Source organism: Microbacterium sp. LWO13-1.2 (assembly GCF_038397725.1).
GTDB lineage: Bacteria > Actinomycetota > Actinomycetes > Actinomycetales > Microbacteriaceae > Microbacterium.
Genome location: NZ_CP151634.1, coordinates 2,553,681 through 2,575,147, shown reverse-complemented (window position 1 = coordinate 2,575,147; position 21,467 = coordinate 2,553,681). Strand labels below are relative to the sequence as shown.

Here is a 21,467-nt window from a genome sequence, read left to right as displayed (position 1 = left end):
CAAGTGCACGCTGTTGAGTTCTCAAGGATCGGATGCTCCCACGACCCAGCCATCACGACCAGGCCCGAAGGGCAACTTCTCTATCTTACCCACTTCCTCCCGCTTGTCAAATCGACGCGCTGAGCAGATCTGAGATCCGCTGCGCAGCCGAAACAAGCTGCAGAAGAGGTGGAATCTCCCATCCTAGACGCAAGCGCCTGAACTCTCAAGAGAGTGGATCGGGAGGTGGTTCTCCGCTTGAGGGGGGTGAAGCTCTCGGCCTCTCCGCTTCCCTGTGGGGCGAACAAGTAATAAGTTACGCGGATCCCGGGGATCTGGCAAATCGGGGCACCCCTCCCGGGCGTGTCGTGGACGGCCCGTGGCGGATTCTCCCGGGTCAGCCGGTATTTCGGCCCAGCGCGGGGCTCGGAGTAGCATCTCACCATGTCTCAGCATCGCCACGCCCGTGCCGCTTCATGAATGCGGGCGTGCGCGTTCTCACCCGTTTCTGGCGTGAGCTCGGCGGGGATCCCGGGCGTCTCATCGACCTCCCGGCGCCACCTGTCGTTCCGCTCCCCTCCCGACTCTCGACCGGAGACCTCGCGTGGGCCAGCGTCGCCGCGGCGGCGCTGGCCTCCGGACGCGCGGCTGCCGACCTCACGGCGCTGGACCCGGTGCGGATCGCACTGTCGTACCGCAGCGACCGAATGCTGCGCATCGACGGCGCCGCTCCATCGGTGTGGTCGCCGTACTCGGGCTTCTGGGTGACATCCGATGGCTGGATCCGTACGCACGGCAACTACCCGCACCACGCCGCCGCCATGCGCGCAGCGCTTCAGCTGACAGATACCGCCGTGTCTCGGGATATCTCCGCCGCCCTTGCGAGCATCGGATCGCGGGAGGCGTGCACCCGCATCTCCGGCGCGGGTGGACTCGCCGTCGAAGTGGCCGATGAGCGTCCGCAGTTCGATGCCGCACTGCGCGAGCATCCGATCGTCGAGATTCAGCACACCGAGGGCGCACCGGCACGCGTCCTCCGGCACTCCCCCGGCGACCGACCGCTAGAGGGCGTGCGCGTGCTCGACCTCACCCGTGTGATCGCCGGGCCGGTGTGCACCCGCACTTTCGCGCTGCTCGGGGCCGACGTGCTGCGGATCGACCCGCCGCACCTCCCCGAACCGGAATGGCAGCACCTCGACACCGGTCACGGCAAGCGCTCAGCCCTGCTGGATGCGCGCTCCGACAGATTCCGCGAACTGCTTTCCGGAGCCGATGTCGTCGTCCTCGGCTATCACCCGAGCGCGCTCGCCCGCCTCGGTCTCGCTCCGGATGCCCTGGCCGCGGAGCATCCGGGGACCATCGTCCTGGATCTGAGCGCATGGGGAGCGGAGCAGCCGGCGCGGCGCGGCTTCGACAGCCTCGTGCAGGCCGAGTCCGGAATCGCGGTCATCGAGTCCGCCGATGCCGGGCGGCCAGGCGCACTCCCCGCCCAGGCCCTGGATCACAGTGCCGGCTATCTGCTCGCCGCGTCCGCGATGATCCTGCTCGAGCGCCGCCGCCTGCACGGGGGCAGCTGGCGGGCGAGCACCTCGCTCCGCCGTATCGCCGCTGAGCTGCTCGGGATGCCGCGCCGCCAGGAGCCCGGATCGGATGCCGACATCGACACGACCGCCCACGCGGCGAGGTTCACCGTCGCCGGTCGACAGATCCTCACGACCCGGCCGGTGCTCCCCTGGTTCGAGTTCGAGGCTCCACGCCCCTGGTCGGGTGACCAGCCCCGCTGGTGAGCATCGCGAACCGCCGGACCCTGCAAAGCGGCGCAGCCTACGGGCTGATGAACAACCTGTCGACGGCGTCGACCAGCCGGGCAGACAGCGCGGACTCCGAGGCGACTTCGTCTAGTTGACGCAGCGCGATGTCGGGATGGTCCGTGATGATTCCATCGACGTTGTCTCGATACAGCGCACGCATCTGCGCGGCATCCTGCACCGTCCAGACGTAGAGCGACTTGCCCTCTGCCCATACCGCATCTCGAAGCGCCCTGGTGTAGACGCTCTGCTCGACGACCAGGAATGATGCAGGCGTCTGCGGCACACCTCCGTAAGCCAGCGGAACGATGAACCCGATCGTCAGGTCGGGGCGCAGCGCCGTGAACTCCTCGACCACGTCGGCACTGAGCGTGTGATAAATGTGCTCGTCGGCGCCGTCGACGCGGTCGATGATCTCGATGAGTTCAGCCACGAAACCCTCCGATTCACCTCCGTGCACCTTGATCTCGATCAGCAGCTGCTGACCGAGATCATCGGCACGCTGAAGGTACTGCTCAAGGGTCGGAATCGGTTCGGCATGCCCGATGTCGTCGCGTACCGTGACGCCAGTCGCCTCCGCAACCGTCAGCTGCGCGATGGACGTGTCCAGGCCGGCGAGACGATTCAGGTCGGGATCATGCATGAGAACCCAGCCGCCGTCGCTGGTCTGCTGGATGTCCATCTCGACCAGTTCGGCGCCGGCGGCGTGCGCGGCGTCGAGCGATCCCAGTGTGTTCTCGACACCCCGCTCGGTGAATCCCCGATGAGCCAGCACCGTCGTCGCACCATCTGCGATCTCCGCGAGGGGCGGGACCGCCCCGGCTGCGAGCGCCGCACTGGCGACCACCGCGCCGGCGCCGGCGATGATCGCCCGCGCGCGGGCGGCCCGCGAAGGCGTTGCGTCTGTCGGCGCCGCCACGGCGACAGGGTCGTCCGGGGACGAAATGCTCAGCGGCTCTTCCTGCGGGACCACCGATGCGAGCGCACCTGCGGAGGTCGCTGCCGTGATGAGCACCTGCGTCTGCACCATCAGGAACAGGCCGACGATGAAGAAGGCGACGACTTGGCCGACTCCGAGGCTGATCGCCCCGACCGCGATCGATGCCGACGGAGCCCAGGCGTCGGATGCATACGTCGCCAGCGGCGTGACCAGCGCGAGCACTCCCAGCGCGGCGGTCATCGGCACGAGGACGCCTGCGAGAAGCATGACCACACGGATGCTCCGCCAGCGAGTGATCTGCCAGCTGCGCGCAATCGCCGCCGGAACGCTGATCGGCTCGAGCACGAGGAGGGGGATCGTGAAGATGAGTCGCAGGTTGACCCACCACACCACGGCCAGCACGAGTGTGTAGAGCACGGCGTGCAGCGGAGTCTTCATCAACTCGTCGGTCACGAAAGCGGGAATCGCGACCCATTGGGTGAGGACCGAGCCGATCCCGGCATGCCCCAGCGGAATGATGAGCACCAGGTATGGGACGAGCAACAAGGTCGAAGGCCGCCGAAGGAGCACAAGGGTTCGAGCGCCGATCCGATGCGCGATCGCACCGACAACGGCCAGCCGTCCGCGTCGTCGCTCGTCGGCGACCACCGCGAACACGGCGGCCTGCGTGAGCAGAGTCAGCACGACCAGCACGAGAGACGCCACGGCGATCCCGACTCCGAGAGGGCTCCGCAGGAACTGCGCCGCCGAGGTCGTCGTGACGGCGGTCAGACCCGACGCTCTCGCGGCGATCGAGAACATTCCAGCCAGAAGCGGCGCCGCAACGATCGCCACTGCCCCTTGCACCAGCGCCACCAGCACGAGAGTGCGGCCGAAGCTTCGTCGCGTCAGACGATAACCGGACGCGAGGCTGCGGCCGACCGGAAGTGCGAGGCGCGCCATCTCAGAATTCAACCACGGTCGTCAGGCCTTCGATGCGCGTGACGACGTTCGACGGAACACCGGCAGCACGAGGCAGAGCATCAGAGTCAGACCACCCCACACGGCGCACGCCGAAGGCAGCACCCGATACGCCAGGTGCTGCGCGGTGAACTCTGCATTCAGCGGCCCCAGCATGGCGAGACCGAACCCCCACGCCGCGATGAGGACAACGGGCAGCGCTACCCACCAGCCGATTCGGACCCAGGACGGCAGCACCCGTGCAGGTGCGGCTCCCGCTGTCGCGCGCCGCAGTCGGAGCAGCGCCCAGACCGCGATGATCACGAGGCCGATGACACTGGATCCGTGCTGCAGCCACTTGTATCCGCGCAGCGGACCCCACATCGCGTCGAGCGCCGGGATCAGCTCCACTCCCCCGCGCCCCTCGTGGGTGAACAGGTCCCACGCGATGTGCGAGAGCACACCCAGCACGAACGACAGCGCCAGCAGCACCGGATAGCCGCGGGATTGCTCGATCCCGACCGCACGCCGGAGCGCAGTCAAGCCGGTGTCGGTCCAGTCCGATGGCAGACGTCGTGCCAGCCCGACCGGTACCAACTCCGGGACTGCCGGCCGCAGCACCACTCGCCACAGGAGGAACAGGCCGAACGCGAGCAGAGCCGTCCAGAGGACATTTCCGATGGTGTGGGTGAAGGAGTAACTCACGCCGAAGCCGCGCAGGAACAGCGGCAGATCGGGGGTCATCGCACCGATCGCGATCGCCGACGGCACCAGCGGCGTGCGGATGAACGGCAGCGCGATGACCGCGTGGCTCGGCGTGAACGGCATGATCCCCGTCGACGCGGCGTCAGCCGACGAAGACGCCGGCGAGGGTCTTCTTGCCTCGTCGAAGAACGGATACACCGCCGGGAAGAGACCCCTGCACCGTCGCCGTCTCGTCTTCGACGCGTTCGCCGTCGAGCGAGACACCACCCTGCGCGATCGCCCGGCGTGCTTCGGAGATGCTCGACACGAGTTCGGTCGCGACGAGCGCTTCGACCACGGGGGTCTCCGCCGCGACGGTGGCGTTCGGGAGCTCCTCGAGCGCTGTCCGCAGCGTTGCTGCATCCAGCGCCGACAGATCGCCCTGCCCGAACAGCGCCTCGGATGCCGCGATGACGGCGGCGGCCGCGTCGACGCCGTGCACGGTGGCGACGACCTCGAGCGCGAGTCGCTTCTGCGCCGCCCGGCGGAACGGCTCGGATGCGACGAGCACCGCGTACTCCTCGATCTCGGCCCGACTCAGGAAGGTGAAGACCTTCAGACGGTCGATCACGTCGGTATCCGCCGTGCTCAGCCAGAACTGGTACATCCGGTACGGGCTGCACATCTCGGCATCCAGCCAGATCGCGTTGCCCTCGCTCTTGCCGAACTTGGTGCCGTCGCTGTTCGTGATCAGCGGGGTGCCGATCGCGTGCGCGGAAACGCCTTCGGAGCGACGGATCAGATCGGTGCCGCTGGTGAGGTTCCCCCACTGGTCGGAGCCGCCGGTCTGCAGCACGCAGTCGTACTGCCGGTATAACTCGAGGAAGTCCATCCCCTGCAGGATCTGGTAGCTGAACTCGGTGTAGCTGATGCCTTCGTCGGAGTTCAGGCGCGCGGCGACCGCATCTTTCTTCAGCATGGTGCCGACGCGGTAGTGCTTGCCGATCTCGCGCAGGAAGTCGATCGCCGACATCGGCGCGGTCCAGTCGAGGTTGTTCACGATCCGGGCGGCGTTGTCACCATCGAAGCTGAGGTAGCGCTCGACCTGTGTGCGGAGGCGCCCCACCCACTCCTCGACCGTCTCGCGCGTGTTCAGCGTGCGCTCGGCCGTCGGCCGCGGGTCGCCGATCAGGCCGGTCGAGCCGCCGACGAGCCCGAGCGGCTTGTGGCCGGCCAGCTGAATCCGGCGCAGCGTCAGCAGCTGCACGAGGTTGCCCAGGTGCAGGCTCGGCGCGGTCGGATCGAAACCGCAGTAGTACGTGATCGGGTCTCCCGCGAGCAGGGCGCGCAGCGCCTCCTGGTCGGTGGACACGTGTACGAGTCCGCGCCACACGAGTTCATCCCACACGTTGTCGAACGTGGGGTCGATCGCGGGTTCAGCGGTCGTCAGAGCGGGATGTGACACGCGCACCAGGCTATCAGCGCGCCGAACCTCAGCTGTGCGCCGCCCACCAGACCAAGAATGCCGAGCCGAGTGCCATGACCCAGCTCACCAGGCTTCCAACGAGGAAATACTCGGCGCGAGCGCCGGTCTCGCCGTCGCGGGATATCTCCGGGAAACGCACGATGCCCTTGGCGGCCAGCATCGCGGCGAGGATCGGATACGCCGCGGCAAGAGTCAGGATCAGCACGAGCATCCGCTCCAGGGGGCCGATCAGACGACCTCCCTTGAATCCGGCACGCGGATCGCTCAGAGATGAGGTCGCCTCTTCTGCGCCGGCATCCGAGGATGCGACCTCTGTCCCGTCGGCGGTGATCACGGTCTCGGCGGCGGTCACCGGCTCCACAGAAGTCTCGACTTCGGCGGCGGCGACGACGACCGTCTCGGTCACGGGGTCGGCCGGGCGCCACGTGTGCTCACCATCGAGCGCGGCGCGCACCACGAGATTCGCGGACTCGAGGAGGAAGACTCCCACACCCAGCACGAGCATGGCCAGGTCGAACGAGACCTCGCCGAACGGCGAACGCAGAGTCCAGACCTCGCCGATCAGTCCGGCATCCTGGCGAGCCCCGAACCAGACGACCGCGCCGACGGCCAGGACACCGAGCAGCACGGCCGGCCAGAATCCCAGGGGGGCTCGCCGATCGTCCGGCATGGACCACACCCAGAGGGCGCCGACGACGAGTGAGGCAGCCATGGGCAGCAGCGCATCGCTGACGCTGCCCAGCAGAAGCAGCGCCACGACGACGACCAGATAGCCGATCCAGCGCCGTGGGGCGAACTGGCGAACCAGGTCGGCTGCACCGACGGCCAGAAGGATGAATCCGGCGACGATCATTCGGACTCTCCTCGGAGTGCGTTCAGTCCCTCGAGGATCGCGGCAGTCCCCGCGTTCCTCAGCGCCTTCGAGACGCTCGGCTGCGAGATGCCTTCTTCGATCGCGAGCTCGTGCTGCGACCGGCCGACCAGACGGCCGTAGCTCAGGCGCCGTTCGCGCTCGTTCATCGCCCCGACCAGTTCGTCGCGGACGAGGAGGTAGGCGTTGGATGCCGCGATCGTGCTCTCCATGACCTCATCCTGCCCCGGGGCTCCGACAATCCACGTCCGCGTGCGCGGCACGGCGCGTCCTTCCCGCGCGTGCACGGTCTCGATCGCCGTCCGCGCCGCGTACCAACCCGGACCGTCGGCGAGTTCACCGTGCACCGAGGCGACGGGACGCACCTCCCCCACCCCGATGCCGAATCGGAAGCCGATGCCGTCGGGCAGGCGCAGCTGGATCATCAGGAGCGAAGTCATGGCATCTTCGAGATCGCGATAGACGCCCTGCTGCTCGTCCCCTACTGTGGGCGTCAACGGATGCGCCGCGAGGGGGAGATCCGCCTCGACCTGCGCGATGGTGTCATCGAGAACCCGTTGCGCGGCCGTGCGGTCATCGAGCTTGCGAGAGCCCACGATGTCGGCGAGTACGGCGATGACCATGTGATAACCGTATCACGAATAATCCACTACTTATGCCTTATTTGGCTATACTCTGGGAACATGCCTGAATCACAGATCATCCCCTGGTCCGACGGGACCTGGACCCATGCCCCCGCCACGCAATCCGCGGACACCGCAGACCACCTCGACGTCACAGCCGTCGAGAGCAGCGATGCGTGGAGGCACACCGCCTACGGATTCGTGCACGACACCGAACATGCGCTGCTCGCCCCGCTCGCGGTCGGCGAGGCCATGGACGTCTCGTTCCGTGCACCCTGGGACGGACAGTTCGATCAGGCCGGCGTCTTCGTGAGGATCGATGACGAGCACTGGATGAAGGCGGGCATCGAATACGCCGACGACCACCTCGGTCTCGGCGCCGTCGTCACCGACATCCGATCGGATTGGTCGGTCGGCCACGTCGACGACTGGCACGAGAGCGAGATCACCGTGCGCGTCAGCCGATGGCCGGACGCCCTGATCGTGCGCGCCCGCGCAGGCGACGGCGAGTGGCGGCTGGTGCGGGTCGCACCGTTCGACGGGGATGCTCCTGCATCCGCCGGGCCGTTCCTCGCTGCTCCCACCCGCTCCGACTTCACCGTCCGCTTCACGCGCTGGGAGCGTTCTGTCGCCGACACGGCTCTGCACTGAGTCGCTGCAGACCCCAGTCGCGACAGACCGAGTGCCCTACAGCCCGAGCGCGTGCGCGGCCGCCTGCGCCCGCGCGACCAGCTCGGCGCGCTGCTCCGCGACCCGCACGGGTGCGGTGCCGCCGGCGCCGGTGCGCGATGCCACTGACCCTTCGATCGTGAGCACCTCGCGCACCTCCGGTACGAGGTGCGCCGAGACCGAGAGCAGCAGCTCATCGGAGGCATCCTCGAGCCCGATGCCCTGTTCCTCGCACGCACGCACGAGGGCGCCCGAGATCTCGTGGGCGTCTCGGAACGGGACCCGGCGCTTCACCAGCCACTCGGCGACGTCGGTCGCCAACGAGAAGCCCTGCGGTGCGAGCGCCGCCATCCGCTCCGTGTCGAACCGCAGCGTCGCGATCATCCCTGCGAATGCAGGGAGCACGACCTCGAGGGTCTGCACCGAGTCGAATACCGGTTCCTTGTCCTCCTGCAGATCGCGGTTGTACGCGAGCGGGAGACCCTTGAGCGTCGCCAGCAGACCGGAGAGATTGCCTATGAGGCGCCCCGACTTGCCACGGGCGAGCTCGGCGATGTCCGGGTTCTTCTTCTGGGGCATGATGCTCGACCCGGTCGAGTAGCCGTCATCGAGCGTGACGAAGCCGAACTCGCGGGTGTTCCAGAGGATGATCTCCTCGCTGAGCCGCGAGATGTCGACACCCGTCATCGCCGTGATGAAGGCGAATTCGGCCACCACGTCGCGCGCCGACGTGCCGTCGAGCGAGTTCTCCGCCGGACGGTCGAGACCCAGCTCTGTTGCCACCAGCGCAGGATCGAGCCCCAGCGTGGATCCCGCCAGCGCTCCCCCGCCGTAGGGCGAGACCCCGGCACGACGACGCCAGTCGACCAGGCGCTCGAGTTCGCGCACCAGCGGCCAGCCGTGCGCCTGCAGGTGGTGCGCCAGCAGCACCGGCTGGGCGTGCTGGAGGTGGGTGCGGCCGGGAAGGATCGCATCGGGGTGCGCCTCGGCCTGCGCGACGAGGGCATCGACGACGCGCAGAATATCGCGGGCGATCACGCGTGCGTGGTCGATGAGGTACATCCGCACCAGCGTCGCGATCTGGTCGTTGCGGCTTCGGCCGGCGCGCAGACGCCCGCCGAGTTCCGGACCGAGTTCGGCGATCAGAGCCTGCTCCAGGGCGCCGTGCACGTCCTCATCGCTCGGAGCCGGTTGCAGACTTCCGTTCTGCACCGAGCGGAGCACAGCATCCAGCCCCTCGTGCATCCGCTGCGCCTCGTCCGGCTCCAGATAACCGGCGGCAGCGAGCGCGGTCGCATGCGCGTGGGAGCCGGCGATGTCGTACGGCGCCAGGATCCAGTCGAAGTGCGTCGAGCGGCTGAGCTCCACCAGCTCCGGCGACGGCCCCGTCGCGAACCGGGCGCCCCAGAGCGCACCTTCGTTCGTGCCCTCGTGCTTCGCACCGGTCATCATGCGTCCTTCGTCTTACCGAGCAGCCAGACCAGCAGCGCCTTCTGCGCATGCAGCCGGTTCTCCGCCTCATCCCAGACCACGCTCTGCGGGCCGTCGATGACCTCGGAGTCCACCTCGTAACCGCGATCGGCGGGAAGACAGTGGATGAAGATCGCCTCGGAGTCGGCGAGGGCCATGGTGTCCGGCGTGACCTTGTAGGCGCCGAGGTCGCGGATCCGCGCGAGCTTCTCCTCCTCCTTGCCCATCGACACCCAGGTGTCGGTGACGACGACATCGGCTCCGATCGCAGCAGCGACCGGGTCGGTGAGGAGAGTGATCGAGCCACCCGTCTCGGCCGCGCGGCGCTCTGCGGCCTCGACGACATCGGCACGCGGAGCGTAGCCGGCCGGAGCGACGACCCGCACGTGCATCCCGGCCGTGACGCCCGCGAGGATGTACGAGTGCGACATGTTGCTCTGGCCGTCGCCGAAGAAGCTCAGCGTGAGTCCCTTGAGCTCACCCTTGTGCTCGCGGATCGTCAGAAGATCCGCAAGGAGCTGGCACGGGTGGAAGTCGTCGGAGAGCGCATTGATGACCGGCACCCTGGTGCCCCTGGCCATCTCCTCGAGCCCTGCCTGCGCATAGGTGCGCCAGACGATGGCCGCGACCTGGCGCTCGAGCACGCGCGCGGTATCGGAGGGCGTCTCCTTCCCGCCGAGCTGGCTGTTCGCCGTCGAGATGATCAGCGGAGAGCCGCCGAGGTCGGCGATGCCGACCGCGAACGAGACCCGGGTACGGGTCGAGGACTTGTCGAAGATCACCGCGACGGTCTGGGGGCCGGCGAGGCTCTTGTCGGCCCAGCGGTCCTTCTTCAGTTCGAGCGCGAGATCGAGGATCTCGGCCTGCTCGGCAGGAGTCAGGTCGTCATCGCGCAGCAGGTGGCGGGTGGTCATGCGTGAACCTTTCCGGTCTCGGGTGCGGATGCCGCGGCGGCGGATGCCTGGACATCGGCGAGTGCGGCGGCGAACAGCTCACGGAACTCGGCGATCTCGGCATCGCCGATGTTCAGCGCCGGTGCGATCCGCACGGTTTCGGGATTGGCCGCGTTGATGATCAGGCCGCGCTCCTGGGCGGCGGCGACGACGTCGCCGGCCACCGGCTGCGTGAGGCCGACGCCGATGAGGAGTCCGCGACCGCGGACGCCGTCGATCAGCGGCGAGCCGATCCCCTCGATGACGGCTCGCAGCTCCTCGCCGCGTCGTGCGGCGTTGTCGACGAGGCCCGCGTGCTCGATCTCGGCGAGCACAGCGTCGGCGACGGCCGTCGCCAGCGGGTTTCCGCCGAAGGTCGAGCCGTGCGAACCGGGCGTGAACAGCGCGCTGGCCGCACCGAACGTGACCAGAGCACCGATCGGGAACCCACCGCCGATCCCCTTCGCCAGGGTGATCGCGTCCGGCGTGATGCCGTCATGACTGAACCCGAACCAGGCCCCGGTACGACCGGCGCCCGTCTGGATCTCGTCGACGATGAGGAGGGCGCCGTGCTTCAGCGTGAGCGAGCGTGCCGCAGCGAGGTATCCCTCCGGCAGTTCTACGACACCGGCCTCGCCCTGGATGGGTTCGACGATCACCGCAGCGACGCGGTCGTCGATCGCCGCTTCGAGCGCCTCCACGGTCGCGGGAATGTGCTCGACGCCGCCGGGCATCGGCTCGAACGGCGCACGCATGGTGGCTTTCGCGGTGAGGGCGAGCGATCCCATGGTGCGACCATGGAAGCCGTTCTCCAGGGCGATGATGCGCGGGCGTTCCGTCCCCCCGTGCAGGCGCGCGAGCTTGAATGCCGCCTCGTTCGCCTCGGCACCGGAGTTGGAGAAGAACACGCGCCCGTCGATCCCCGCGCCGGCGAGGCGCTTGAGCCGAGCGGCGAGCGCGAGCTGCGGCGGAGTCGCGAAGTAGTTCGAGACGTGAGCGAGAGTGGCCGCCTGCTTCGAGATGGCCTCGACGAACACCGGGTGCGCATGTCCGAGCGACGTCACGGCGATGCCGGCGAGGAAGTCGAGGTGGCGTCGGCCGTCGGCGTCCCACAGGTAGGAGCCTTCGCCACGCGTGAGCAGCGCGAGACGCGGCCCCGCGTTGAGGACCAGATCGCTCGCCGCGTCATCCTGCCAATTACTCATGCCGATACCCCGTTCGCTGCCATGACCACTTCTGTTCCGATTCCTTTGCTCGTGAAGAGTTCGACGAGCACCGAGTGGGGCACTCGCCCATCGATGATGGCCGCCGCGTCCACTCCTCCCTCGACAGCGTCGAGGCAGGCCCGCATCTTCGGGATCATCCCCGACTCCAGCTTGGGCAGCATGCTGATGAGCTCGGTCGAGGTGAGATGAGAGACCAGCGAATCCCGGTTGGGCCAGTCCGCGTACAAGCCGGGCACGTCGGTGAGGATGACGAGCTTGGCGGCATCCAGGGCGATCGCCAATGCGGACGCCGCGGCATCCGCATTCACGTTCAGCGATTGTCCCGGGTGATCGAGATCGGGGGCGATGCTGGAGACGACCGGGATGCGACCGGCAGCGAGGTGATCGAGCACCGGCGTCGGATCCACCTCCACGACGTCGCCGACGCGTCCGAGATCGATCTCTTCGCCGTCGATAATGACGCCGCGGCGGCGGCCGCCGAACAGGCCCGCGTCCTCACCGCTGAGACCGGTGGCGATCGGACCGTGCGAATTGATCTTCGCGACGAGCTGCGGGTTCACCTGGCCGGTGAGCACCATCCGTACGACGCTGATCGCCTCGGTGTTGGTGACCCGGTAGCCGCCCTTGAACTCGCTGGGGATGTCCAAGCGCTCGAGCATGTCGGAGATCTGCGGCCCGCCACCGTGCACGACGACCGGCTGCACGCCGACGTAACGCAGATAGGCGATGTCCTGTGCGAATGCTTCCTGCAGCTCATCGGAGATCATGGCGTTGCCGCCGTATTTGATGACGACGATCTGGTCGCGGAACTTCTTCAGCCACGGGAGCGACTCGATGAGCGTCGAGGCCTTGACGGCGGCGACGTCCGGCGTGGTGTCCTGGATGTCGGTCATGAGGCGTACGCGCTGTTCTCGTGCACGTAATCGTGGGTGAGGTCGTTGGTGAGGATCGTTGCCGACGCATCGCCGACCTTCAGGTCGATCACGAGGTGCGTCGCGCGCGGCGTGAGGTCGACCTCTTCGCGGGGGCGATCGGGACCGCCCTGCGAGCACACCCGGACGCCGTTCATCGAGACGTCGACGTCGTACGGATCGAACTGCGCGTTGGTGGTGCCGATCGCCGCGAGCACGCGCCCCCAGTTCGGGTCGTTGCCGAAGATCGCCGCCTTGAACAGGTTGTTGCGGGCGACGGAGCGTCCGACTTCGACGGCATCCTGCTCGGATGCCGCATTCCGGACCTCGATCGTGATGTCGTGACTCGCGCCCTCCGCGTCGCCCTGCAGCTTCACGGAGAGTTCGAGGCAGAGGTCGATGAGCGCCTGGGTGAAGTCCTCGAGGCCCGGGACGACGCCGCTCGCGCCGTTCGCGAGCAGTGTGACCTGGTCGTTCGTCGACATGCAGCCATCGGAGTCGAGGCGGTCGAACGTCTGCCCGGTGGCGCGGCGGAGCGCCGCGTCGGCCTCGAGCGGCTCGAGGACGGCATCGGTGGTGAGAACGACGAGCATCGTTGCGAGGCCCGGTGCCAGCATGCCGGCACCCTTCGCCATGCCGCCGATGGTCCAGCCGTCGCGCGTGATCGTCGCCGTCTTCGACACCGAGTCGGTTGTCATGATCGCCTCGGCTGCGGATTGACCGCCGTCCGCGCTGAGTTCGGCGATCGCGTGGGCGGTGCCGGTGAGCACCTTCGCACGGAACACTTCGTCGCCGACCCCGATCAGTCCCGTGGAGCAGATCAGCACGTCACCGGCGCTGACGCCGAGCATCTCGGCCGCCTTCTCCGCGGTCTGGTGCGTCGTCTGGAACCCGAACGTTCCGGTGAAGCAGTTCGCTCCTCCGGAGTTGAGGACGACCGCCTCGACGACGCGGTCCGCGACGGCCTGCTGCGACCAGATGATCGGGTTCGCCTTCGCGCGGTTGCTCGTGAAGACAGCAGCGCCGACCTTGCGCGGACCGCGGTTCACGACCACAGCGACATCGGGCTTGCCGGTGGACTTGAGACCGGCGGCGACGCCGGCGGCTTCGAATCCTTGGGGTGCGGTCACGCTCATGGTGCGACTCCGTTGATTGAGAGGGCGCGGTCCTCGGGCAGACCGAGCGCGAGGTTCATGGACTGGATGGCTGCTCCCGCGGTGCCCTTGACGAGATTGTCGACGGCGGTGACCACGGTCACGCGATTGGCTGCCCGGTCGATGGCGAGACCGATCAGGGCGGTGTTCGCGCCGAGCACGTCGGCGGTGCGTGGGAAACGGCCCTCCGGCAACAGCTGCACGAAGGTCTCATCGCCGTAGGCACTCTCCCACGCGGCGCGGATCTCAGCGTCGGTGGCTCCGGGCTTGATCGGCGCGGTCGACGTCGCGAGGATGCCGCGAGACATCGGCACCAGGACCGGCGTGAAGGAGATGCGGATGCTCTCGGGGTCCGCTCCGCTGGATGCGGCGAGAGCCTGGCGGATCTCCGGGATGTGCCGGTGCGTCCCACCGACCGCGTAGGGGTTCGCGGTGCCGAGGACCTCGCTGGCGAGCAGGTTCTGCTTGAGGCTCTTGCCCGCTCCGGATGGGCCGACCGCGAGGACGGAGACGATGTCACCGGGATCGATGACGCCCGCGGCGACACCTGGTGCGAGACTCAGGCTCACCGTGGAGGCGTTGCAGCCGGGCGCCGCGATCCGGGTCGCGTGGCGCAGAAGCTCGCGCTGCTTGACGCCGTCCACGAGGAGCTCGGGGACGCCGTAGCTCCACGGCTCGTGGAATGCGCCCCCGTAGAAGGCATCCCAGGCCGCCTCGGAGGTCAGGCGGTGATCGGCACCGGCGTCGATGACGAGCGGGGTGTCGCCCAGCGCATCGGTGTACTGCCCGGACTGGCCGTGCGGGAGAGCGAGGAACACGATGTCGTGACCGGAGAGGATCTCCGGCGTCGTGTCCTGCAGAGTGAGGTGAGCGAGCGAGCGCAGGTGCGGCTGATGATCGATCAGCGGCTGACCGGCATTCGAATGCGCGGTCACGGTACGGATGTCGATGTCGGGATGACCGGCGAGAAGGCGCAGAATCTCGCCGCCCGCATAGCCGGATGCGCCGGAGACGGCGACGGTGTACGTCATGCTTCTACCTTAACGGTCGGGGTCGGATGAGCCGGAGCGGCGACACCGGCACTCGACTGCCATCGGGCAGGAGCGCGGGGTCGCCTAGAGTCGGCGGTCGGACCGGCGTCGGCGCACCGAAACGACGCTCGGAACGAGCGTCAGTGAAGCGGATGCGGCCGAAGGCATGCCTGGACGATAGCGCGCGCTCGGCAGCATCCGCAAATCAGCAGCGTCATCGAGACGCGCAGCGCTCCATCGGCGCGTCGAAGAACGCCCGTTCATGACGGGAGGAAAGCTCGAACGCGCGGAACATCCGGGCGCGGGCGTCCGGGCCCACCCCCGCGGCGGCGTTCGCGACGTACCCGATCGCCCGCCGATTCGCTTCCTCGAACGCAGGGTCCGCGTACGTGGCGAGCCACGACGCGTAGGGATGCTGCGGGTTGCGCGCATAGGCACCGAACTCCCCCGCGTGCAGGCGCTTCCCGAGATCGGTGTACAGCCAGAAGCAGGGCAGGATCGCGGCGATGAGTTCGGCGTAATCACCGCCGAACGCGGTGGATCGCAGGTGGTCGAGATACGCGGTGGTGGCCGGTGCCGGCTCCGCCGCGAACGTCGACGTACCGACGCCTGTCTGCGGGGACAGCCACGAAGCGTGCAGCTCCAGTTCACCCACGATGGCTCCGTGCGCGGACTGCGCCCAGAACGCCTGTTCTTCGGAGGTCGGCGCAAGCCGTCCGGCCTGGGCGAGCACTCGGGCGTATTCCCGGAGGTAGAGCGCGTCCTGGCCGAGATAGAACAGGAAGGGTTCGCGGGACAGTGTGCCGTCGGCGAGACCGCCGATGAAGGGCAGCGCGTCGATGTCCGATCTGATCTCCGCGATCCGCGCCCACCAGTCGGCGACGACCTCCTCGGGTATCGGGGACGACACGACGCCTCCTCGTCGCCAGAGCCCGGCGAAGTGGCTGATCGGCCCCTGCCCGCCTCCGACCTTGAGGGTCTCGCTCTCACGGAGGGATTCGCGCACCCACGCACGGGACACCGCGACCGCCTGGGACCAGTCGTCGCCGTGCGCACGTCGTGTGGCGAGAGCGGACGACAGCGAGCATCCGGTGCCGTGGGTGTTCACCGTCGCGATCCGTGCACCGCCGAACTCGTGTACGACGCCGCCCGGCTCGACGAGGGCATCCGGGGACTCGTCGCCGGGAAGGTGCCCGCCCTTGACCAGCACCGCCGCACCGGTCTCATCGGACAGCGCCACGGCCGCGGCGATCGCGTCGCTCCAGTCGACGATGTCCCGATCAGTGAGCACCCCGAGCTCGATGAGGTTCGGCGTGATCAGGTGCGCCTGAGCGAACAGGGCGCGCAATGCGACCTCCGCATCGGCATCGAGCAGTCGGTCGCCGCTTGTGGCGACCATCACCGGATCGACGACGACCACCGGCGGACGGGTGACCGTGAGCCAGGCCAGCACCGTGCGGATGACTTCGGCGTTCGCGAGCATCCCGATCTTGACGGCATCGATCTCGATGTCGTCGGAGACGGCATCGAGCTGCTCCCGGAGGAACACAGTCGGCGGCACGTGCACTGCGCGGACACCCCGAGTGTTCTGCGCCGTGAGCGCGGTGAGGACGGCCATGCCATAACCGCCGTTCGCGGCGATGGACTTGAGGTCGGCCTGGATTCCGGCCCCGCCGGAAGGGTCGCTGCCCGCGATGCTGAGCACCCGAGGTACGGACGCTGGACGCAGAAGATCGCTCATTGCGACATCCCTTCGCTAGTACGAACTAGATCAGGTTCGACGGGTGTGTTCTCAGCCGCGGATGCGGCACCCCGTGTCACTGCTCGCAGTCTATGTGACCAGCTCTTCGAGGCCGGGCAGAACCGGGATCGTCCACGTCGATTCCGGACGCCAGCGCACCCACTCGCGATCGAACGGCCAGTCCCCTTCGTGGAACGAGGTGATCGCCGCATCCGCGTGACGCTCGATCTGCGCGGCCTGTTCTCTGGTGAGGCGCCCCTGCTCGACGCAGGCGGCCAACTCGTCCTCGTCCTTGAGATGGATCGTGCCATCGGCCTCGATCTCGACGTCGAGGATGTGGTCGGAGGAGTACGTATCGCGGTCGGTGCGCAGATGCGCGTTCTCGAGGTTCACGTACCAGCCCGCGAACTCCCAGTCGTCGCCCGTCGTGTCGCTCCAGAACAACCAGATCGACCAGGGCAGGCCGGCCGGAGCGATCCGCACGACTCCGTTGCCCCACCACTCCTCGACGATGCGGGTCCGGGTGACGAGCCAGCGCTGGTCGAGCGGTACGGACCGGATACGCCGACCGTCCGGCCCGCCCTGACCCTCTACACGCGTGCCCGCGGCGAGCCAGGCGACGAGACCCCGATCGTCATCGCGGACCACCCGCATCGGCGCGATGTACGACGGATCGCCGGGCTGCCACCCGGGCCGGCGGTAGTGCCAGTTGACGACCTCGCCTGCACTCAGGAACGGCCCTTCGCCCATCGGCCGGGCGCCTTCCGGCACGGCGGCCGGGGTACTGCGCGGAAGGATGCTCATCCCGGCACGATACCCCCGGCTCGCCGCTGCGCAGTACTCAGTCGCGCAGTGTCGCCGCGAAGCGCTCCTCAGCCAGCGCGACGCCGGCGAGTTTGGCTTCCGTCGCCTCTGCGGCCGTGAGAGTGCGATCGTCCGCGCGGAAGCGCAGAGCAAACGTCAGGCTCTTGAAACCGTCGGGCACTCCGTCACCGCGGTAGTCGTCGACGAGGCGCACCGTCTCGAGCAGCGCGCCAGCGCCCTCCACGAGCGCGCCACGCAGTTCGGCAGCGCTGACGGCGACCGGGACCACGAGCGAGACATCCTGCGTCGCTGCGGGGAACGTCGACAGCGATGCGGCGACCACACGGTTCCCAGCGAGCTCGAGGATGCGGTCGAGGTCCACCTCGAGCACGGTCGCGCGCCCCGGCAGGTCGGCGCCTTCGGCGACGACAGGATGCAATTCGCCGACGTAGCCGACCTCTTCGCCACCCAGGACCAGCGAGCCGGTGCGCCCCGGGTGCAGAGCAGCGCGCTCGGCCTGCACGACATCGATCTCGACGCCGGCGGCCGCGGCGATCACACGCACGGCATCCAGCGCTTCGGCGAGGCCAGCGGCCTCTGCAGCACGGCCGGGCTGACGGGCGACGACGTTGCCGGTGAGCAGAGCCGCGATGTGACGATGCTGCGGTGGGATGGAGGCGTTCAGCTCTGCGAGCTTCTCCTCGGAGGGGCGCTCGCCCAGCGGCGGGACCGTGTCGGTGCCGTACGTCACTCCGGGCTCCGGGAGAAACACGATGCCGGTCTCGAACAGCGCGAGGTCAGTGAGGCCGCGCGAGATGTTGCGGTGCGCGATCTGCAGCAGACCAGGGATCAGCGAGCGGCGCAGGTACGGCGCCTGCCCGTCGAGCGGGTTTGCCAGACGGATGCTCGGCAGGTGCTCCCCCGACGCCGAACCGTGCAGATCGTTCTGCATCTCGGTCGTGAAGGGGAAGGCCGGCGTCTCGACGAACCCTGCCGCTGCCAGCGCATCGGCGACACGGCGTCGGCCCTGCTGCAGCGGCGTGAGTCCGCGCCCGGATGGCGGCGTCGGAAGGACCGACGGGATGCGGTCGAGCCCGTGGATACGGGCGACTTCCTCGGCGAGCGTCCACTTGTCGGTGAGATCCGGACGCCAGGTGGGCGGGATGACCTGCCAGCCCTGGCCGACCGCGGTGATCTCGGCGCCGACCATGGTCAAGGCACCCGTGATCTCGGCATCCGTGTAGTCGACGCCGATGAGACCTTGCACGAAGCCCTCGGGGAGCTCGATGCCCTCGACGAACACCTCGGCGAACAGCGCACCGCCGAGGTCGTCGTATGCGCCACCGGCCAGGTCGACCATGAGGTCGGCGACGCGACGAGCGGCGACGAAGGGAAGCAGCGGGTCGGTTCCGCGCTCGAAGCGGCGGGATGCCTCGCTGGGCAGCTTGTGCCGTCGGGCCGCGCGCGCGATCGTGATCGGGTCGAAGGTCGCCGCTTCGATGAGGACGTTGCGAGTCGTCTCGCTCATCTCGGTGGTTGCGCCGCCCATGACGCCGGCGAGGCCGATCGGGCCGGACTCGTCCGTGATGAGCAGGTCTTCGACGTGAAGGGCGCGCACCTGACCGTCGAGGGTCTCGATCTTCTCGCCCGCCGTCGCCCGACGCACGGTGATGCCACCGGTGAGCTTGTCGAGGTCGTAACCGTGCACGGGGTTGCCGAGCTCGAGCATGACGTAGTTGGTGATGTCGATGAGGATGCCGAGCGAGCGCATCCCGGCCAGCGACAGCCGGGCGATCATCCACGGCGGCGTCGGACGGGACGGGTCGACGTCGCGCACGACGCGCGCCACGAACTCACTCGCCCCAGCGCGTCCGCGGATCGGCGCCTGGTCGTCGACGACGATCGAGAAGCCGTCTCCCGGCGCGAGTTCGGCGAAATCGCGTTCGGCCGGGTCGCGGAAGACCGCACCCGTCGCGTGCGAGTACTCCCGGGCGACGCCGCGCAGCGAGAAGGCGTAACCGCGGTCCGGGGTGACGTTGATCTCGACGGCGACGTCGTCGAGACCGAGCAGCGAGATCGCGTCGGTGCCGACAGGCGCGTCGACGCCCAGCTCGGAGAGGATCAGGATCCCGTTGTGCTCGTCGCCGAGACCGAGCTCACGCGCCGAGGCGATCATGCCGTCGGAGACGTGGCCGTAGGTCTTGCGGGCAGCGATCGGGAACGGGCCGGGCAGCACGGCGCCGGGCAAGGTCACGACGACCTTGTCGCCGACGGCGAAGTTATGGGCACCGCAGACGACGCCACGCGGCTCTGCCTCGCCGACATCGACCTGGCACCAGCGGATCGTCTTGCCGTTGGACTGCGGCTCATCATCGAAGGACACCACCTGTCCGACGACGACAGGACCGGTGATATCGAAGCGGTGGATGTCCTCCTCTTCGAAGCCGACGGTCACCAATGCCGCGAGGACATCTTCAGGAGTGGCATCCGCTGCCACATCCACGTACTCACGCAACCACGAAAGCGGGACGCGCATCACACCACCATCCCGAACTGCTCGCTGAAGCGCACATCGCCCTCGGCCATGTCACGCATGTCCTGCACATCGCTGCGGAACATCAGGCCGCGCTCGATGCCCATGCCGAAGGCGAAACCGCTGTACTCCTCCGGATCGATCCCCGCCGCGCGCAGCACGTTCGGGTTGATCATGCCGCAGCCACCCCACTCGATCCACCGTGCGCCCCCCTTGAAGGTCGGGTGCCAGAGGTCGAGCTCGGCGGACGGCTCGGTGAAGGGGAAGTAGTTCGTGCGGAAGCGCGTCTTCGCCTCCGGGCCGAACAGCAGCTTCGCGAAGTGATCGAGGGTGCCCTTAAGGTGAGCCATCGTGATGCCCTTGTCGACGACGAGACCCTCAAACTGGGTGAACACCGGGAGGTGCGTCGCATCGAACTCGTCCGTGCGGTACACGCGGCCGGGGCACAGCACATAGATCGGAACCTCGCGGTCGAGCATCGACCGCACCTGCACGGGACTCGTATGCGTACGCATGACGAGATGGCGATCGGCCGGGTCGACGAAGAAGGTGTCCTGCATCTGGCGTGCGGGGTGATCGACGTCGAAGTTCAGGGCGTCGAAGTTGAACCACTCATGCTCGAGCTCCGGCCCCTCCGCGATCTCCCATCCCATGCCGACGAAGATGTCGGAGACCTGGTCCTGCAGCAGGGTGAGCGGATGCCGAGCACCGACGCGCGTACGGGAGGCGACCGCGGTGATGTCGACGCGCTCCGCCTCCAGTCGAGCGGCGACCTCGGCCTCGGCGAGTTCGGCTTCCTTGGCAGCGAGAGCCTGGGTCACCTGACCTCGGCCCTGACCGACGAGCTTGCCGAATGCGGCCTTGTTCTCGGGGGCGACCTGGCGCATCGACGCGTTCAGGACCGCCAGCGGCGAGCCTTCCGCCACGTGCGCGGCACGGGCCGCCTTCAACTCGGTCGTACTGGCCGTGGCGCGGATCGCATCGAGCGCCGCGGCGACGGCGGCTTCGACCGCTTCTGGGGTGATCTCGGGAGACTCAGACACGAGAGTCGAGTCTACCGGGGACTGCATCGCGCCCTGTGCGCTCCCCTGTCGGACCTGGCCTCAGAGCGGACCGTACATGGGCGTGGCGTGGTCGGGCTTCCAGGACAGCCGATCTTCCTCGAGCCGGGCACGCAGTGCGGCGTCCGTCATCGCTCGATGACGGAACGATTCGCGGCCGCGGCCGAGCACACCGGCCGGCACGACGAATGCGGAGACGAGGAACAGGAGGATCGCGACGTTCACGACGATCAGGCCGAAGAATCGGCCCGTACTGACCATGGCCACGACCATCAGGGCGGTGACCGGAAGGTAGATCACCAGGGCGGCGCTGATGCCGGCGCGGAGCCGGGCCGGTCCACGCACGCTGCGCAGGCGTCCCGTGTCAGGGATCCGACGCTGCGCGCGGACTAGGAAGAGCGTGCACAGGCCGGCGAGCAGGACTCCCCCGCCGATGAGCGGGGCGCTCGAGATCCGACCGGTGACGAGGAGGAGTATGAGCCCGACCATAGCCGCGGAAACGCCGACGCTGATACCACCCGCCCAGGCTCCGGCCCTTGCCGCTTGAGTGTCAGCGAGGGCCCGCAGTCGCGTCGGAGCCTCCGGCGGATGAAGGGCCGCAAGAT

The 21,467-nt window shown here is 68.2% G+C and carries 18 protein-coding genes and 1 riboswitch; of the genes, 2 read left to right on the top strand and 16 right to left on the bottom strand.

Annotated features, from left to right (window positions below; translation table 11 throughout):
• The first annotated feature begins 467 nt into the window (after positions 1-467).
• Complete coding sequence (locus tag MRBLWO13_RS12165) at positions 468-1,766, top strand: CoA transferase (protein WP_341974261.1); 1,299 nt, start codon at positions 468-470, stop codon at positions 1,764-1,766.
• A gap of 37 nt (positions 1,767-1,803) precedes the next feature.
• On the opposite strand, the gene MRBLWO13_RS12160 is transcribed toward MRBLWO13_RS12165, so the two are convergent.
• The 5 genes from MRBLWO13_RS12160 to MRBLWO13_RS12140 are packed head-to-tail and all read right to left on the bottom strand — an operon-like array spanning position 1,804 to position 7,330.
• Complete coding sequence (locus MRBLWO13_RS12160) at positions 1,804-3,669, bottom strand: glycerophosphodiester phosphodiesterase (protein WP_341974260.1); 1,866 nt, start codon at positions 3,667-3,669, stop codon at positions 1,804-1,806.
• Positions 3,670-3,690: 21 nt separating this feature from the next.
• Positions 3,691-4,494, bottom strand: coding sequence for a DUF4184 family protein (locus MRBLWO13_RS12155; RefSeq protein ID WP_341974259.1), 804 nt, complete (start codon positions 4,492-4,494; stop codon positions 3,691-3,693).
• Positions 4,495-4,513: 19 nt separating this feature from the next.
• Entirely contained in the window at positions 4,514-5,815 is a 1,302-nt protein-coding gene (gene tyrS / locus MRBLWO13_RS12150; RefSeq protein ID WP_341974258.1) for a tyrosine--tRNA ligase, read from the bottom strand.
• 28 nt (positions 5,816-5,843) lie between these two features.
• Positions 5,844-6,689 (bottom strand): hypothetical protein, encoded by an 846-nt coding sequence (locus MRBLWO13_RS12145; RefSeq protein ID WP_341974257.1) that lies wholly within the window; start codon positions 6,687-6,689, stop codon positions 5,844-5,846.
• Positions 6,686-7,330, bottom strand: a complete 645-nt coding sequence (locus MRBLWO13_RS12140; protein ID WP_341974256.1) for a SatD family protein — start codon at positions 7,328-7,330, stop codon at positions 6,686-6,688. Before MRBLWO13_RS12140 ends, MRBLWO13_RS12145 begins: the two co-directional genes overlap by 4 nt.
• A gap of 60 nt (positions 7,331-7,390) precedes the next feature.
• Here MRBLWO13_RS12140 and MRBLWO13_RS12135 point away from each other — a divergent pair, with 60 nt between their 5' ends.
• Positions 7,391-7,981 (top strand): DUF1349 domain-containing protein, encoded by a 591-nt coding sequence (locus MRBLWO13_RS12135; protein ID WP_341974255.1) that lies wholly within the window; start codon positions 7,391-7,393, stop codon positions 7,979-7,981.
• Positions 7,982-8,017: 36 nt separating this feature from the next.
• Here the strand turns inward: MRBLWO13_RS12135 and argH are convergent, their stop codons facing one another.
• The 11 genes from argH to MRBLWO13_RS12080 all read right to left on the bottom strand — a co-directional run bounded on the left by argH (position 8,018) and on the right by MRBLWO13_RS12080 (position 21,351).
• Positions 8,018-9,448 (bottom strand): argininosuccinate lyase, encoded by a 1,431-nt coding sequence (gene argH / locus MRBLWO13_RS12130; protein WP_341974254.1) that lies wholly within the window; start codon positions 9,446-9,448, stop codon positions 8,018-8,020.
• Positions 9,448-10,383, bottom strand: a complete 936-nt coding sequence (gene argF, locus MRBLWO13_RS12125) for an ornithine carbamoyltransferase (RefSeq protein ID WP_341974253.1) — start codon at positions 10,381-10,383, stop codon at positions 9,448-9,450. Before argF ends, argH begins: the two co-directional genes overlap by 1 nt.
• Positions 10,380-11,606, bottom strand: a complete 1,227-nt coding sequence (locus MRBLWO13_RS12120) for an acetylornithine transaminase (protein ID WP_341974252.1) — start codon at positions 11,604-11,606, stop codon at positions 10,380-10,382. Before MRBLWO13_RS12120 ends, argF begins: the two co-directional genes overlap by 4 nt.
• A complete protein-coding gene (argB, locus tag MRBLWO13_RS12115; protein ID WP_341974251.1) occupies positions 11,603-12,520 on the bottom strand; it encodes an acetylglutamate kinase in 918 nt (305 codons plus the stop codon). Before argB ends, MRBLWO13_RS12120 begins: the two co-directional genes overlap by 4 nt.
• The gene (gene argJ / locus MRBLWO13_RS12110; protein WP_341974250.1) at positions 12,517-13,674 is read right to left on the bottom strand and encodes a bifunctional glutamate N-acetyltransferase/amino-acid acetyltransferase ArgJ; all 1,158 of its coding nucleotides are present in this window, start codon (positions 13,672-13,674) and stop codon (positions 12,517-12,519) included. The genes argB and argJ overlap by 4 nt, the downstream gene beginning before the upstream one ends.
• Entirely contained in the window at positions 13,671-14,723 is a 1,053-nt protein-coding gene (argC, locus tag MRBLWO13_RS12105; RefSeq protein WP_341974249.1) for an N-acetyl-gamma-glutamyl-phosphate reductase, read from the bottom strand. Before argC ends, argJ begins: the two co-directional genes overlap by 4 nt.
• 214 nt (positions 14,724-14,937) lie before the next feature.
• Positions 14,938-16,464 carry a bifunctional hydroxymethylpyrimidine kinase/phosphomethylpyrimidine kinase gene (locus MRBLWO13_RS12100; protein WP_341974248.1) on the bottom strand — a complete coding sequence of 509 codons (1,527 nt, stop codon included), beginning with the start codon at positions 16,462-16,464 and terminating at the stop codon, positions 14,938-14,940.
• Positions 16,455-16,548: riboswitch (TPP riboswitch) on the bottom strand. It overlaps the preceding gene by 10 nt.
• Before the next feature lie 6 nt (positions 16,549-16,554).
• Positions 16,555-17,268 carry a DUF402 domain-containing protein gene (locus tag MRBLWO13_RS12095; RefSeq protein ID WP_341974247.1) on the bottom strand — a complete coding sequence of 238 codons (714 nt, stop codon included), beginning with the start codon at positions 17,266-17,268 and terminating at the stop codon, positions 16,555-16,557.
• A gap of 37 nt (positions 17,269-17,305) precedes the next feature.
• Entirely contained in the window at positions 17,306-19,804 is a 2,499-nt protein-coding gene (gene pheT, locus MRBLWO13_RS12090) for a phenylalanine--tRNA ligase subunit beta (RefSeq protein WP_341974246.1), read from the bottom strand.
• Complete coding sequence (gene pheS / locus MRBLWO13_RS12085) at positions 19,804-20,844, bottom strand: phenylalanine--tRNA ligase subunit alpha (protein ID WP_341974245.1); 1,041 nt, start codon at positions 20,842-20,844, stop codon at positions 19,804-19,806. Before pheS ends, pheT begins: the two co-directional genes overlap by 1 nt.
• A gap of 60 nt (positions 20,845-20,904) precedes the next feature.
• Positions 20,905-21,351 carry a hypothetical protein gene (locus MRBLWO13_RS12080; protein ID WP_341974244.1) on the bottom strand — a complete coding sequence of 149 codons (447 nt, stop codon included), beginning with the start codon at positions 21,349-21,351 and terminating at the stop codon, positions 20,905-20,907.
• Positions 21,352-21,467 lie beyond the last annotated feature (116 nt).

Coding starts and splice junctions, on each gene's coding strand:
- MRBLWO13_RS12160 (WP_341974260.1), bottom strand. CDS start 3,669: ATGGCGCGCCTCGCACTTCCGGTCGGCCGCAGCCTCGCGTCCGGTTAT.
- MRBLWO13_RS12155 (WP_341974259.1), bottom strand. CDS start 4,494: ATGCCGTTCACGCCGAGCCACGCGGTCATCGCGCTGCCGTTCATCCGC.
- MRBLWO13_RS12145 (WP_341974257.1), bottom strand. CDS start 6,689: ATGATCGTCGCCGGATTCATCCTTCTGGCCGTCGGTGCAGCCGACCTG.
- MRBLWO13_RS12140 (WP_341974256.1), bottom strand. CDS start 7,330: ATGGTCATCGCCGTACTCGCCGACATCGTGGGCTCTCGCAAGCTCGAT.
- MRBLWO13_RS12135 (WP_341974255.1), top strand. CDS start 7,391: ATGCCTGAATCACAGATCATCCCCTGGTCCGACGGGACCTGGACCCAT.
- argH (WP_341974254.1), bottom strand. CDS start 9,448: ATGACCGGTGCGAAGCACGAGGGCACGAACGAAGGTGCGCTCTGGGGC.
- argF (WP_341974253.1), bottom strand. CDS start 10,383: ATGACCACCCGCCACCTGCTGCGCGATGACGACCTGACTCCTGCCGAG.
- MRBLWO13_RS12120 (WP_341974252.1), bottom strand. CDS start 11,606: ATGAGTAATTGGCAGGATGACGCGGCGAGCGATCTGGTCCTCAACGCG.
- argB (WP_341974251.1), bottom strand. CDS start 12,520: ATGACCGACATCCAGGACACCACGCCGGACGTCGCCGCCGTCAAGGCC.
- argJ (WP_341974250.1), bottom strand. CDS start 13,674: ATGAGCGTGACCGCACCCCAAGGATTCGAAGCCGCCGGCGTCGCCGCC.
- argC (WP_341974249.1), bottom strand. CDS start 14,723: ATGACGTACACCGTCGCCGTCTCCGGCGCATCCGGCTATGCGGGCGGC.
- MRBLWO13_RS12100 (WP_341974248.1), bottom strand. CDS start 16,464: ATGAGCGATCTTCTGCGTCCAGCGTCCGTACCTCGGGTGCTCAGCATC.
- MRBLWO13_RS12095 (WP_341974247.1), bottom strand. CDS start 17,268: ATGAGCATCCTTCCGCGCAGTACCCCGGCCGCCGTGCCGGAAGGCGCC.
- pheT (WP_341974246.1), bottom strand. CDS start 19,804: ATGCGCGTCCCGCTTTCGTGGTTGCGTGAGTACGTGGATGTGGCAGCG.
- MRBLWO13_RS12080 (WP_341974244.1), bottom strand. CDS start 21,351: ATGGTCGGGCTCATACTCCTCCTCGTCACCGGTCGGATCTCGAGCGCC.